Origin of the sequence: Rhizobium ruizarguesonis, from assembly GCF_017357285.1 — a bacterium.
Taxonomy (GTDB): domain Bacteria; phylum Pseudomonadota; class Alphaproteobacteria; order Rhizobiales; family Rhizobiaceae; genus Rhizobium; species Rhizobium ruizarguesonis.
Genome location: NZ_CP071678.1, coordinates 2,993,912 through 3,007,544, shown reverse-complemented (window position 1 = coordinate 3,007,544; position 13,633 = coordinate 2,993,912). Strand labels below are relative to the sequence as shown.

15 protein-coding genes are annotated in these 13,633 nt (G+C 61.5%); 10 read left to right on the top strand and 5 right to left on the bottom strand.

Going from position 1 to position 13,633, the window contains the following annotated elements; translation table 11 throughout:
• Positions 1-86: 86 nt before the first annotated feature.
• Together J3P73_RS14925 and J3P73_RS14920 are read left to right on the top strand one after the other, a co-directional pair.
• Complete coding sequence (locus J3P73_RS14925) at positions 87-719, top strand: TetR/AcrR family transcriptional regulator (RefSeq protein WP_130693091.1); 633 nt, start codon at positions 87-89, stop codon at positions 717-719.
• Positions 716-1,846, top strand: a complete 1,131-nt coding sequence (locus tag J3P73_RS14920) for an FAD-dependent oxidoreductase (protein ID WP_130692034.1) — start codon at positions 716-718, stop codon at positions 1,844-1,846. The genes J3P73_RS14925 and J3P73_RS14920 overlap by 4 nt, the downstream gene beginning before the upstream one ends.
• 14 nt (positions 1,847-1,860) lie before the next feature.
• On the opposite strand, the gene J3P73_RS14915 is transcribed toward J3P73_RS14920, so the two are convergent.
• Positions 1,861-3,255: a M20 family metallopeptidase gene (locus J3P73_RS14915; protein ID WP_024322160.1), complete on the bottom strand. Its 1,395-nt coding sequence runs from the start codon at positions 3,253-3,255 to the stop codon at positions 1,861-1,863.
• A gap of 169 nt (positions 3,256-3,424) precedes the next feature.
• On the opposite strand from J3P73_RS14915, the gene J3P73_RS14910 reads away from it, so the two are divergent.
• Complete coding sequence (locus J3P73_RS14910) at positions 3,425-4,042, top strand: hypothetical protein (RefSeq protein ID WP_018493086.1); 618 nt, start codon at positions 3,425-3,427, stop codon at positions 4,040-4,042.
• Positions 4,043-4,068: 26 nt separating this feature from the next.
• Here J3P73_RS14910 and J3P73_RS14905 read toward each other — a convergent pair whose 3' ends face one another.
• Positions 4,069-4,866 carry a class I SAM-dependent methyltransferase gene (locus tag J3P73_RS14905; RefSeq protein WP_130692032.1) on the bottom strand — a complete coding sequence of 266 codons (798 nt, stop codon included), beginning with the start codon at positions 4,864-4,866 and terminating at the stop codon, positions 4,069-4,071.
• Between the two features lie 273 nt (positions 4,867-5,139).
• Between J3P73_RS14905 and J3P73_RS14900 the strand changes: the two genes are divergently transcribed.
• Both J3P73_RS14900 and J3P73_RS14895 read left to right on the top strand, forming a co-directional pair.
• Positions 5,140-5,535, top strand: a complete 396-nt coding sequence (locus tag J3P73_RS14900) for an Ohr family peroxiredoxin (RefSeq protein ID WP_130692030.1) — start codon at positions 5,140-5,142, stop codon at positions 5,533-5,535.
• A gap of 116 nt (positions 5,536-5,651) precedes the next feature.
• Positions 5,652-6,713 (top strand): DUF3095 family protein, encoded by a 1,062-nt coding sequence (locus tag J3P73_RS14895; RefSeq protein WP_130692028.1) that lies wholly within the window; start codon positions 5,652-5,654, stop codon positions 6,711-6,713.
• Positions 6,714-6,755: 42 nt separating this feature from the next.
• On the opposite strand, the gene J3P73_RS14890 is transcribed toward J3P73_RS14895, so the two are convergent.
• Positions 6,756-7,172: an NUDIX hydrolase gene (locus J3P73_RS14890; protein ID WP_018074508.1), complete on the bottom strand. Its 417-nt coding sequence runs from the start codon at positions 7,170-7,172 to the stop codon at positions 6,756-6,758.
• Between the two features lie 233 nt (positions 7,173-7,405).
• On the opposite strand from J3P73_RS14890, the gene J3P73_RS14885 reads away from it, so the two are divergent.
• Positions 7,406-8,707, top strand: coding sequence for an epoxide hydrolase family protein (locus J3P73_RS14885; RefSeq protein WP_018074509.1), 1,302 nt, complete (start codon positions 7,406-7,408; stop codon positions 8,705-8,707).
• Between the two features lie 32 nt (positions 8,708-8,739).
• On the opposite strand, the gene J3P73_RS14880 is transcribed toward J3P73_RS14885, so the two are convergent.
• A complete protein-coding gene (locus J3P73_RS14880) occupies positions 8,740-9,213 on the bottom strand; it encodes a MarR family winged helix-turn-helix transcriptional regulator (RefSeq protein WP_130693090.1) in 474 nt (157 codons plus the stop codon).
• 153 nt (positions 9,214-9,366) lie between these two features.
• Entirely contained in the window at positions 9,367-10,422 is a 1,056-nt protein-coding gene (locus J3P73_RS14875; protein ID WP_130692026.1) for a GlxA family transcriptional regulator, read from the bottom strand.
• Positions 10,423-10,584: 162 nt separating this feature from the next.
• On the opposite strand from J3P73_RS14875, the gene J3P73_RS14870 reads away from it, so the two are divergent.
• The 4 genes from J3P73_RS14870 to J3P73_RS14855 all read left to right on the top strand — a co-directional run bounded on the left by J3P73_RS14870 (position 10,585) and on the right by J3P73_RS14855 (position 13,622).
• Positions 10,585-11,463, top strand: a complete 879-nt coding sequence (locus tag J3P73_RS14870; protein WP_018074512.1) for an ABC transporter substrate-binding protein — start codon at positions 10,585-10,587, stop codon at positions 11,461-11,463.
• Between the two features lie 80 nt (positions 11,464-11,543).
• Positions 11,544-12,296 (top strand): amino acid ABC transporter ATP-binding protein, encoded by a 753-nt coding sequence (locus J3P73_RS14865; RefSeq protein WP_018074513.1) that lies wholly within the window; start codon positions 11,544-11,546, stop codon positions 12,294-12,296.
• Positions 12,297-12,303: 7 nt separating this feature from the next.
• On the top strand, positions 12,304-12,963 hold the full coding sequence (locus J3P73_RS14860) for an amino acid ABC transporter permease (protein ID WP_130692024.1): 660 nt from the start codon (positions 12,304-12,306) through the stop codon (positions 12,961-12,963).
• On the top strand, positions 12,960-13,622 hold the full coding sequence (locus tag J3P73_RS14855) for an amino acid ABC transporter permease (protein ID WP_130692022.1): 663 nt from the start codon (positions 12,960-12,962) through the stop codon (positions 13,620-13,622). Before J3P73_RS14860 ends, J3P73_RS14855 begins: the two co-directional genes overlap by 4 nt.
• Positions 13,623-13,633: the final 11 nt, after the last annotated feature.

Genomic DNA, 13,633 nt, shown 5'->3' with positions numbered 1-13,633 from the left:
GTTCGTTAGAAACATGTTCGTTATTGGGGTTTGGATATATGGCAAGACAATCCAGGAGCCGGCGGGAGCGGCCGAGCAAACCGGCTTTGAGCCGTGAAGGGGTCATCGCGGCGGCGCTCTCACTCTTCCATGAGGAGGGGCTCGCCAAGGTTACCATGCGGCGCGTGGCTGCCGTGCTCGATACCGGACCGGCCTCGCTTTACGTCTATATCAGCGACACCGAGGACCTTCATGCCGAGATCCTCGATGCGTTGCTCGCGGATGTTGCCAAACCGTCTTCGCCGGCGGACTGGCGCGGTCGGCTGAAGGGCACGCTTCGCGGCTATATCGCGGTGCTTTTCGAGCATCCGGAACTGGCGCGCATGGCGATGTCGACCATGCCCAGCGGGGCGAACTACCTCGCGCTTGTCGAGAAGATCCTGGCGCTGCTGAAAGAGGGTGGGGTACCGGACGGCCAGGCGGCCTGGGCGGTCGATCTGCTTTTGCTTTCTGCGACGGCGCAGGCGGCTGAGAAAGCCGCCTGGAAGGCATCGGCCCGTTCTCCGTCCAACTTTTCCGCGCTGGCGGCGATCATCGAGACTGCTGATGTCGAGACCCTACCGAATATCGTCCGGCACGGTACGGACCTGCTGTCGGGCAGGGGCGACCGGCTGGACTGGGGATTCGATGTCCTGATCAACGGCGTCCTTAAAACGCGGCGCATGGAGACAAAATCATGATCACCATTCTCGGGGCCGGCCTCGGTGGGCTCATTCTCTCGCGCATCCTGCATATTCATGGAGTGGATGTGCGCATCTTCGAAAGCGACACTTCCGCATCGGCGCGGCATCAGGGCGGCATGCTCGACATGCATGTCGAGTCCGGCCAGGCGGCGCTCAGGGCCGCCGGACTTTATGACGCGTTCCGCGCGATCGTGCTTGAGGAGGGGGATGCGTCCCGCGTTCTCGACAAGACGGGCAGGGTGCATTTTTCGGAGGCGGGCAACGGTCTGCGCCCCGAGGTCGATCGCGGCGCATTGCGCGCCATGCTTATCGCATCGCTGCCGGAGGGAATCATCCATTGGGGGCATCGCGCCACCGGCGTCAGCGCCAGTGCCAGTGCAGACGACAGTTACGTCATCGCCTTCGCCAATGATCGCTTGGTCAAGGCGGATGTGCTGATCGGCGCTGACGGCGCATGGTCTAAGGTGAGGCCGCTGCTTGCCGATGTCGAGCCTGTTTATGCCGGACTGTCATTTGTGGAAGCCCGCCTGACCGAGGCGTCTTTCCGGTTTCCTGCCCAGGCGGAAGCTGTCGGGAAGGGGATGATGGCCGCGCTCTCGGATCGCAAGGGCATTCTGGCCCATCGCGAGCCGGGTGACGTGCTCTGCAGCTATGCCGCCTTCGAGGCGCCGATCGAGTGGTCGACAGGCGACTGGTCGAATGGCGGGCGTCTGCGCGAGGACGTGCTGGCGCGTTTCAACGACTGGCATCCCTCGCTCGTCGACCTCATCGCCAGAAGCGAGGCGCCGTTGATTGCAAGGCCGCTTTATGCCTTGCCAGTCGGCCACCGCTGGGAGCGCCGGCCAGGCCTCACGCTGATCGGCGATGCCGCGCATCTGATGTCGCCCTTTGCCGGTGAAGGAGCCAATCTGGCGATGCTCGACGGCGCGGAACTGGCGCAGGCGATCATCGCTCACGGGGAAGATGTCGAGGCAGCACTGGCCTCCTACGAGGCGGCGATGCTTCCCCGCAGCGAAGATGCAGCCGCACAATCGGCTGCGGGCCTCGACATGTGCTTCAACGACCAGGCGCCGCGGCCGCTCGTTGATTTCTTCCAGAGCATGCGTTCGGGCATGGAGGCATGAATGGATGGTGGCGTCTAGGTTGTCTGCCGGCCGACTGGCACGCCGGGCTCGCCGAGATCCCAATAGAGGCCTGCCATCAACGCGAGGCCCTCGCGGGCGATGGAGAGGGGAAGATGCTCGTTCGGCGCATGCTGGGAGCATCCCGGATAAGAATGCGGGACCCAGATCGTCGGCAGGTCCAGGGTCTCGGAGAAGGTGTCGTTCGGCAGCGATGCGCCGAGGTTCGGCAGGATGGCCGGCGTCTTGCCGCTGGTGCGCCTGATCGAGTCGACCGCCCAACCGACCCAGGGATGCTTGGGATCGAGACGCGTCGCGTAGAAAATCTCGTCGCTTGCCTGGGCAATCTGCGCCTGCGGAAAACCATGGCTGTCGAAGTGCCGTCGCAGCGCCGGCAGTATATCCTTCACATCGACTCCGACGACGAAGCGTAGCTGGCAACGCGCCCAGGCGCGCGGCGGGATCGCGCCGACGGGTGTCTTGGGGTTGCCGGCTTCGAAAGCCAGGATCGCGAAGGAGCTCCATGCAAACAGCTTTTCGGCTGGCGTCAGCCCGGGTTCGCCCCAGTTCGGATCGATTTTCGCATCGCCGTCGCCATCCTCTGGGACGCAGTCGGCAAGCACATGCCGGACATTGTCGGGGATCTCTTTCGGACACCATTCCGGGATGCGAATTTCGCCTGACGGGCCGGTGATGCTGGCAAGCGCATGGGCGAGTTGGATTGCAGGATCGGAGAGTAGGCCGCCCCAGTTCCCGGAGTGGTGCCCGCCCTTGCGCGCGTCGATCAATATATCGAAGCTGACGGCGCCGCGGGAACCCAAGAAGATAGTCGGCCGTTCGGCGGTGAGCCGCGGGCCGTCTGAGGCGATCAGAACGTCGGCGCGGAACAATTCCCTGTGCGTGACGGCGAGTTCACGCAGGCCGGGCGATATCCGCTCCTCACCCATCTCGATCAGATATTTGGCGTTGAACCCGAGCTTACCGCGCGTTTCCAGCACGGCCTGGATGGCGCCGATGTTGACGGTGTGCTGCCCCTTGTTGTCGGCGACGCCGCGCCCGTACCATCTGCCGTCACGTTCGATCATCCGCCAGGGCGACAGGCCGTCGTCCCAGGCATCGTCAAGTCCGCGGATCACGTCGCCATGGCCATAACCAAGCACGGTCGGCAGCTTCGGATCCTCGATACGCTCGGCGAAGAGAAAGGGCCAGCCGCCCTCCGTCAACGTGTGGCAGGTAAAGCCGAGCGCCTCGAAAGTCGGCCTGATCTCGGTCTCGATATAATCGAGCAACACCTGCCGGCGATCTGGGTTCTGGCTTTCCGTCGGCATGGCGACTCGGCGCGCCAGATCCGTCCGGAACGATCCGGAATCGAAATAGGTCTCTGCTCTCGCAATGGCGGCGTCGCGGGTCATGCGGAAACATACCATCAAGCCGGATGCATCGAAACGGCCATCTGACCATCGCCCCGGCGACACTGGCCTCTGCCTGAGTTCATCACCGCGACATCAACACCTCCACGACACAATTGTGCGGCTGGACCGCCTGTGCAACAGTTGGTGCGTGAGTTGTCAAGGAGTGGCTGTGAGACCGATTTCGAAAATCCTGGCGCTCTGCGCCATCGTCATCACCATCATGGCAACAGGCGCGGCAGCGGCCGATCCGCTGGTTTTCAGCTATCACGGATGGCAGGTCGATCTCACCAACGCCAAGGGCGCGGAGCCCGACAACGAGATGGTCGCGGCGGTCAAGCGGCAGCTCGATATCGTCGAGCATGTCGACCTGAAACCCGATGTGCTCACCTTCATGCGGATGATCCCGATCTGGGCCAATCCCGCCGCCGCAAAGGCCGGGCCTGGCCATTACAGCAGCAAGACCGGCATCGACCTGCGCGTGAAGGCCCTCGCGTCTGACAAGCCGATCATCCTGCATGAACTTCTGCATGCCTATCACGACCGAATGCTTCCGGGCGGATTCGGCAATACCGATGTTGCGCAATTCTTCGATATCGGCAAGCGGGTCTGGCCGGGCGATTCCTACATGATGAGCAATGGTCACGAATTCTTCGCGGTCACGGCCAGCGTCTACCTGTTCGGTGACATCGATCGGCCGCCTTATTCGCGCAGCCAGTTGCGGGAGAAGCAGCCACGATACTACCAGTGGCTTGCCACGCTGTTCGACGACGGCCGGCCGCGGTCGTAAGGCCGCAGCCGACACCGCGATACGGATCAGTCCGTCTTCCTGCTCAGAAACAGCGCGGTCTCCCTGCGGACTTCAAGCACGCCGTTGCGTTGGGTGAAGGCATCGGCAACGGCTTGACGGAACTTGGTGAGCTGGAGCTGGCTGGCGCCATCGCCGGGCGGGTAGGAGGTGAGCGCCAGGAATACATCCTCGGGCTCAGTGATCCTCAGGCTTGCCGGATGCTGCGACATGTTCACGTTTCCAAACTGTGACCGCATCAATCGTTCGGCAGCGTCATATCCGAAGGCTTCGGCAGCCGGATCGGATGGGGCATTGCCGAATACGGTCGTCAGCGCGTAGATCTCGCGCATATTGCCGGCGCCGTTGGTTGTGACCGCGAGTAAGCCACCCGGCCTCAGCACTCTTGACATGTCAGCGATGCCCGCGGCCGGGTCGGGCAGGTGATAGAGCATATGCATCGCGACCACGGCATCGAAGGCGCCATCTTCGAAGGGGAGCGCGGCTGCGTCGGCTTGGCAACCCCGGACGGAGCCGAATGGCAGGGTGCTGCAACGCGCCACCGCCTCGTCGACCATGCCTTGCGAAAGGTCGGCGAGCGTCAGGTCAAGATTCTCCGGCAGCAGACCTGCCGTTGCTGCCCAGAACCAGGCCGGTCCGCAGCCGACGTCGAGGACACGATCGCCTGGCTTCAGGGACAACTGCGTTGCAACCCATGGAAACCAGGCCGTCTCGGCGATGGTGTATTGGCTATGCAGTCGAGCCCGCGCGGCGAGCTTCCGGCTGTCGCCATACTGTCCCGCATTGTCTGCTGTTATGGAGGACATGGCATCTCTCCGGGCTTTTTCACGGGCGCCACCTCGCGCTTCCCGGCAGAGCCTATAGAGGGCTCTGTTCCCGGGCAAGACGTGACTTTGCGCAGCGGGTCGGCCTGCTCGCACAGCTGCCGTTGAGGATTATCTTGATGTGATGAGTTTGGCCGGAGAAATAAATCGCATCCGATTAAATCGGAATAGTGTTGACATCGGTTATGGTGCGGCATATTAGAGCGCATCCGATTTAGTCGGACGCGTAGCAAATCAAACCGAAAGGATATCACCATGACCGAGAAGCTTCTCTTTACGGGCAAAACCCACATCTCCGGCGGCCGCAACGGCTCCGCACGCAGCAGCGACGGCACGATCGACATCAAACTGCCGCAACCGCATCCGGCTGCCGAAAACCTGTTCGGCATCGCCTGGTCGGCCTGCTATATCGGCGCCATCGAGTTTGCCGCTTCGCAGCGGAAGATCACGCTGCCGGCCGGTCCCGAGGTCGATGCGGAGATCGATCTCAACGTCGATAACGGCTCCTTCTTCATCAGGGCGCGCCTCAATGTCAGCCTGCCCGGCATTGATCGCGACGTTGCGCAGGAATTGATCGAGGCAGCCCATGGCATCTGCCCTTATTCCAAGGCGACACACGGCAATATCGACGTCGAGACCACACTTGTCTGAGCGGGGAAGGGCGGACCTCACCGCCAGAGGATTTGATGCGGAGGGCCTGCCGATCGGCCGGCAGACCCTTCCTGAGGTAGCAGGCACCGGAACCTTGCCGATCTGGAGAACATGCCATGAACAATAGCCACGCCCAGCCACACCAGGCCTATGACGAGTTTTCGCTCGTGCTCGACCCAGCCGTCTATGAGCCGCTGCCCGAGGATTGGCTGATCGGCATCACCGACGTCGTCAGCTCGACGCTGGCGATCAAGTCGGGACGCTATGAAGATGTCAACTTCGCAGGCGCATCGATCATCGCCGCTCTCGGTAATGCCTGGGGTTCGTTCGATTTCCCCTTCGTGTTTCGTGGAGACGGGGCGGCATTCGCCTTGCCGCCGCACGGCATCATGGCCGCGACCTCGGCGTTGCGGCAGGTCGCGAGCTTTGCAAGAAGCGATCTCGATCTCACCCTTCGTATCGGGCTGCTCACCGTGCGCGAAATCCGCAATAGTGGGCGCGACGTAAGGGTTGCGCGCTATGCGGCTTCGGAAAACGCGACCTATGCGATGTTTGCAGGAGGAGGGCTCAAATGGGCGGAGCAGCAGATCAAGAGCGGCCGGTATCTGGTCAAGCCGGGCCGCTACGCGACGAAGCCGGATCTGACCGGACTGAGCTGCGACTGGACGCCGTTCCCGAGCCAGCGGGGCGAGATCCTGTCGCTGCTGGTCGAGCCGGATGACCATACGAGCCCGGAGGTCTTTGCGGCGCTGGCGAAGCGCGTGCTTGCCGTCTTCGATGCGCCGTCGCACCGGTCTCATCCGGTTCCCGTGGAAATGGCTATCCCCAGGGATATTGCCATGCCCAAAGGCAGCGGGAAGCGTGTCGATGCGAAACGCTGGTCGGAGGTCGCCTCCCATTCGGATTTCCGCAAATTCGATGACGGTTTGCGCCTGACGCTGGACTGCACGCGCGAACAGATTGATAGGGTCGAAACCATGCTTCTTCTGGCAAGGGCGCGCGGTGAGGTGAACTTCGGACTGCACCGCCAATCGCATGCGCTGATGACCTGCCTCGTGCCATCAGGCAGCCCGGATTCGCACCTGCATTTCCTCGACGGAATTGGCGGCGGTTATGCAAGGGCCGCCGAGATGATGGAGGCCGGTGCGCTTGGCGACGTCCAGCATCATGTTCTCTGAGGACCCGTTCAGCTGGCGAGACCGCCTTGACCGCCAAGGGACCTAAGTGGGCGTGCCTGTTTCCCGCATGGCGAGGTTTGCGAGAATTTCAGTGAGCTGAGGCGGCGCCAATTCGGCTTCTTTTTCTATCGCGGTGGCGGTGAACCATCTGAGCTCGGTGTGTTCGTCACCGATCAGTCGCGGACAGCCGTGCCATTTAAGGACGTGATAGACATGGAATGTCGCGGATGCTTCGGGCGGGTCTTCCGAGGTGAACCGTCCTGCAAACTGCCAGAGCTCCGGCGTCACGCCTATTTCTTCGATCAATTCCCGGCACATCGCCGTCTCGGCGTCTTCGCCCTCTTCGATATGGCCGCCCGGGAGGCTCCAGCGATCCGGGTGCACCTTGCGCTCGGAACTGCGCCTGGCCAGGAGAACGGTTCCGTTCTGGCTCAAGACGCCCATCGCGATGTCGGGCATGCATTCTCCTCTGCCTCCTCGATCTCGCGCCGATGCTGCCCGCAGCCACGGCTTTTTGCAATGGCCAGTCGTCCATCGAGACAGTCGAGGCATAGCCTGACCGGGTAGGTTGACCCCCGACGTTGCCCGGGAGCATAGTCCCCGGACAGACGCGAATGACCTGCTGATGCGAACGAGGTCGGTCAGTCGATCTTCGTCCGTTTCCGAACAGATCAAACGGAGAGGAGAGCGTCATGCCACCCACATCCCTATCAACGCCCACGCGGCGCGAGCTGCTTGCCGCCACGGCCGCCGCCGGAGCCATGAGCATGCTTGCCGGGACGCGCAGCGCTGAGGCAAACGGCGACGGGGTGAGCCCCTTCAGCGTCAATTTCCCCGAGGATCAGCTTGACGATCTGCGCCGGCGCGTCGCGGCCACCCGTTGGCCTGACAGGGAGACTGTTGCGGACGATACGCAGGGCGTGCAGCTCGCAACGATCCAGAAACTCGCGAAGCATTGGGCGACGGATTACGACTGGCGCAAGATGGAGGCGCGGCTCAATGCGCTGCCGCAGTTCATCACAGAGATCGACGGGCTGGATATCCACTTCATTCACGTGCGCTCCCAGCATAAAAATGCGCTGCCGTTGATCGTCACACATGGATGGCCTGGTTCGATCATCGAGCAGTTGAAGATCATCGAACCGCTCACCGATCCGACAGCGCATGGCGGGAGCGAAGAGGACGCATTTGACGTGGTGATCCCGTCTTTGCCGGGCTACGGCTTTTCCGGGAAACCGACGGGGTCGGGGAACTGGAACCCGCCGCGTATCGCGCACGCCTGGGTGACGCTGATGCAACGTCTCGGCTACACGAAGTTCGTGGCGCAGGGTGGCGACTGGGGCAACGCGGTGACCGAATTGATGGCGGTGCAGGAGCCGCCGGGATTGCTCGGCATCCATACGAACATGGCGGCCACGGTTCCGGCTGACATCGCCAAGGCTCTTGCCGCCGGCGGCATGCCGCCAGCCGACCTGTCACCGGACGAAAGGCGCGCCTTCGATCAGCTCGACGATTTCTACAAGAATGGGCTGGGCTATGCGATCGAGATGAACAACCGGCCGCAGACGCTCTACGGGATTGTCGACTCGCCGGTCGGGCTTGCGTCGTGGATGCTCGATCACGACATCCGCAGTTACCGGATGATTGCCCGCGTTTTCGACGGAGAGCCCGAGGGGCTGACGAAGGACGATATCCTCGACAACGTCACGCTCTACTGGCTGACGAACACCGCAATCTCCTCGGCACGCCTCTATTGGGACAACGCGCACCATCCGTCGGGCGGGTTCTTCGACCCCAGGGGCATCAAGATCCCAGTGGCGGTCAGTGCTTTTCCCGATGAGATCTACCAGGCGCCGCAGAGCTGGGCGGAGAAGGCCTATCCGAAGCTCATCCACTACAACCGGCTGCCGAAGGGCGGCCACTTCGCCGCCTGGGAACAGCCGATGGCTTTCACTGCCGAGCTCCGGACTGCGTTCCGGCCGCTACGGCAGTAGACCCAGGCGGGATCAGGCGACTGAGGCCGCGATCACGATTTCTCCGGTTCGCCCTGAGTTGACCGCAGCAGGTTGTCGCGCAGCGTCGTCACCGATTTCTGCACGACGGGAAAGTCGTCGCCGAGGCCGATGGCGCCAAGCAGCGCGTTGCCGGGATCGGTTTCAACGAGTTGGCGTCCTGCCGGCGTCAGGCTGACCCGCACCTGCCGTTCGTCGGCAGGATCGCGGTGACGGGTGATAAAACCATTCGACTCCAGCTTCTTGAGGATGGGCGTCAGCGTGTTGGATTCGAGGAACATCTTTTCCCCCAACACCCCGACGGTCTGGTCGTCCTCTTCGGAGAGAGCCACCATGGCGATGTACTGGGTATAGGTCAGGCCAAGCTCGTCCAGGATCGGCTTATAGGCGCGGCCGAAGGCGAGATTTGCCGAATAGACCGCGAAGCACAGGAAATTCGAAAGTTTCCTGCCTTCCTTGCCCGCTGGCGGGGAGGCGGGCACAGGCATATCCGGCCCCTTAGCTGCTTTAGATGTCGGCATCGGTCCATCCTGTCCAAGCTTTCTGACGATGACATCTATATATATATATCGCATCCGATTAAATCGCAATAGTGTCGAAGTCGGTTTTCGATCCTGCCGTTTGTGGTGACTCGACAAAGATCAGCGGAAACTCCTGGGAGGCCTCCCATACTTCTTGCGAAAAGCGGTCGCGAAATGGGCGGAGTCGGAGAATCCGATTTCAAAGGCGATCGCCGTCATGGGCAGTGTGCTGTTTTCGACTAGAAACCGGCCATAGCGCAATCTCGTCTCGACGATAAAACGCTTCGGGGTCATGCCGATATTGTCCTGGAACAGACGCGCGAACTGGCGTGGTGACAGGCCGACCAGAGAGGCCACCTGTTCCGGTGAGACATCGCGGCCTTTCCGACTCTCGACGAGAACGACGGCTCGCTGAATACGCGAATCTTCTGCGCGGCGAAATGTTGTGGCGCGGCCGTGATCGAAGGCGCTCATGTGCTTCTGCTCCGAGAGCGAAAGCTGGTGCACGGCCTTGGCCGCCCGATCCGGTCCGCAATGCGTGCGGATGAGCTCCGTCATCAGCGACAGGATCGATACGCCGCCAGGCACGGTAATGCGGCCGTTTTCGATCAGGAAGTCATCGCGCGTGGAGAAGGCAAGACGCGGGAAGGCAATCCGGAAATCCTCCGCGTGAAAGGGATGAACGCACGCCTTGCGCCCCGCGAGCAGTCCCTCCTGCGCCATTACGAAGGCGCCCGTACACACACCAATGACCGGAACACCCGCCGATGCCGCCACCCTGAGATAGTCGCGATGCTTGCTAGGTGCGGCGCGCAGATGTGGCAGGAGGCCACCGATAACCACGACGTAGTCGAAGTCGGTCGGGTTAATGTAGGGCGCATCGGCGTGGACCCGGATGCCGCAGCTGGCGACCGCTGCATGGCCCGGAGCCCCCATGATCGACCAGCGACAATGTAGTGGACGGGAATTGTCGGCAAAGTCCGCCGCATGCCTGAGAGGCTCGACGATACCCGTCAGCGACATCATCGGGAATGTCGGCCAGAGGAGAATGCCGACCGAGAGATCGGCCTTTCGGTCGCGTGCGACCAGAAGCCGCTCGGCCCAAAGATCGTCGAGCCAGCGCACATAGTCCGGCTCGTTGGCAGATATTTCGGAAGGTTCCTCGGATGTGATCATGGCGCACGGCAATGATAGAACAACCATGTCCTTTTTTCAAAGAAAATGTCCGATTTATAAAATTCAGCGGCAGTCTTCAGTGTCAAGTTTCCTCTCGTCGAACGCGACATCCGGGGACAGAAACCACCGGACCGGGGAACCAACAAATCAAGGATCAGAACAATGGCACTTTCTCTTTCGAGAAGGATGGTGACGTGCGCTCTGCTGGCAGGCAGCTTCATGTCCCTTTCATCTATCGCCAATGCTTTCGAACTTGCCGAGCAGGGCAAGCTGACGGTTGCCTTCACCGGCGACATGCCCGGCTCCGGCTGGCAGGACGGGAAGCTGGTAGGCTATGACGGTGAAATCATGCAGCGCATTGCCGACAAGCTCGGCCTCAAGATTCAGCCTGCGCTCATGGAATGGTCGGGTACGATCGCCTCCGTTCAGTCAGGCCGCGTCGACGTCATGCTCGGCACCATGGGCTGGACCGAAAAGCGTACCAAGATCATGACGCTCTCCGAGCCGATCCACTACTTCAAGAACGGCATCATGCAATCGACGAAGACGAACTGGGACAAGCTCTCTGATCTGGAAGGCAAGAAGATCGGCACGATCACCGGCTTTTCGTTCGTCTCGGAATTGAAGAGCATCAAAGATCTCCAACTCTCGCTCTACGACACTTCCGATGCGGCCGTGCGCGATCTTATCGCCGGGCGCATCGACGCTGTCATCGGCGATCCGCCGGTGATCTCCTACGCCATCAAGCAGAACCCCGATTGGAATATGCACTTCCTCGCCTTCACCGATAACAGTCCGGATTTTCCGCTGCTGACCGGTCTCGGCCAGGTCGTCTATGGCCTCAACCAGAAGAACGACGATTTGCGCCAGAAGATGGACGCCATCATCGCCGACATGTGGAAGACTTGCGAGATGAAGGAAATCGGCGCCCGCTACGGATTGTCGTCGGATGTCTGGTTCAAGCCTGTGGGTCAAAACTTCCGCGCCGGCGTCGATCGCCCCGCAGATTACAAGCTGCCGTCCTGCGCAGCTGGCGGCTGAACGAGCGTGCGGACGGAAGCTGCAATCGGCGGCTTTCGTCCACCCTCTTCGCCAAGATATAATCGCATAAGGAAACGGCGATGAATGCGCTTCTGAGCGTTGCGGGCCTGCGCAAGAGCTATGGTCCTATCGAAGTTCTCAAGGGCATCGATTTCGATGTCGCACCAGGTGAGAAGATTGCCCTGATCGGCCCATCCGGGTCTGGGAAATCCACCTGTCTGCGCTGCATGAATTTTCTGGAAAAGCCCAGTGCCGGCGAGATCCGCCTCGACGGCGAGCGGATCGGCGTGCGCAACGGCCAGGTCATGAGCGACCGGCAACTTGCACCGCAGCGCGCCGAGATGGGCATGGTCTTCCAGCTCTTCAATCTCTGGCCGCATCTGTCGGTGACGGAAAACGTGGCGATTGCGGCGCGCAAGGTCCGCGGCCTGGCTGCTGCCGAGGCACGCGAACTGGCTTTGGAGATGCTGGCCAAAGTCCATATGACGCACCGCGCTGAAGCCTCACCACTCGAGCTGTCCGGCGGCCAGCAACAGCGCGTCGCGATTGCGCGGGCGCTTGCCCAGAAGCCAAAGCTCATGCTGTTCGACGAGCCGACATCGGCACTCGATCCCGAACTGGTTCAGGAGGTTCTGAAAGTGATGGAGGAGCTGGCAGACGAAGGACGCACGATGCTGATCGTCACGCACGAGATCGCGTTTGCGCGCGACATTGCCGACCGCGTTCTGTTTCTTGACGGCGGCACCATCGTCGAAGCCGGCCCGGCCCGCCAGGTCATAACCGCTCCCCGCGAGGCGCGCACGCAAGCGTTTCTCAACAAGATTCGGCACTAGGCGCGTCATGATTGGATTTTCCGTATTCTTCTCGGTCGTCCAAGGGCTCGTCGCCGGGCTCGGCGTAACCGTTTTCGTCACGATCGCCTCGCTGGCGCTCGCAGCCACTTTGGGGTTCTTTCTCGCTCTGCTCAGGCAATTTGCAGGGATCAAGTTCATCAATCTCGCGATCGATGCCTGCTGCGAAATCCTCTGCAATGTGCCGGCCTTGACGCATCTCTTTATCCTCTACTTCGGGCTTGCCAGCCTCGGCGTGAAATTGACGTCGATCACGGCGGCCGTCCTGGGCCTCGGGCTCATCGGTGCAGCGATCACCTGCGCAATCTTTCGCGCCGGTTTCGCCGCGCTGCCTGGCGGGCAGGCGGAGGCGGCGCTTGCCGCAGGGCTGACCCCGCTCCAGACGATCTTTGAGATCCTGACGCCACAGGCCATGCGGATAGCGCTTCCGGGGCTCGGGAACTACGCGGTGCAGCTTCTCAAGGATACATCCGTCGTCTCGGCCATTGCGGCGCCGGAAATCATGTTCTTTGCCCGTTCAATGGTGACGTCGTCCTTCCAGACAATAATGATCTACGCGACGGCGGCGGCACTCTATCTGTTGCTGAGCTTGCCATTGATGCAGGCAACGCAGTTCCTCGAAAGACGTTACGGGAGATTGAAAGGATGAGTGCTTTCCTGGCGCCCTATGGCGATTATGGTGCCGAATGGCTGCCTCTGCTGCTGCGGGCGATGATGAATACGGCGCTGCTTTCCGTTTGTGCCTTTGCCCTGGCCTTCGTTTTCGGCCTGCTGCTTTCGCTCTGCCAGAAATCCAGTTTCGCAGCGCTGCGGTATTTTGCGGCTCTTTATGTGACGATCGTGCGGGGCGTGCCGTTATTGGCGGTTCTGTTTCTGCTTTATTTCGGCTTGCCGGGCATCGGGGTCGTCTTCGATGCTTTCGGTGCGGCGATCGCCGGCCTGGCGTTGTGTTTCGCGGCCCAGGTCGCAGAGCTTTTCCGCGCCGGTCTGAAGGCTATACCGGCCGGGCAGAGCGAGGCAGCGCTGGCCGCGGGCTTCGCCCCGGCCCAGAGCTTCGTCTGGATCATCCTGCCGCAGGTCGCGCGTGTCATCCTGGCGCCGATGATCATCACCTTCGTCTCGCTGCTCAAGGATTCTTCGCTCGCTTCGCTGATTACCGTCGACGAACTTGTGCTCACGGGGCGGTCAATGGCGACGGAGTATTTCCTTCCCTTGCAAATCTACGTTGCCGTCGGGCTCTGCTATTTCGCGATAGCCTGGCCGTTCTCGGTCCTCTCGCGCCGGCTAGCCCTTCCGGCCGCCCGCTAACTCGTCATCAC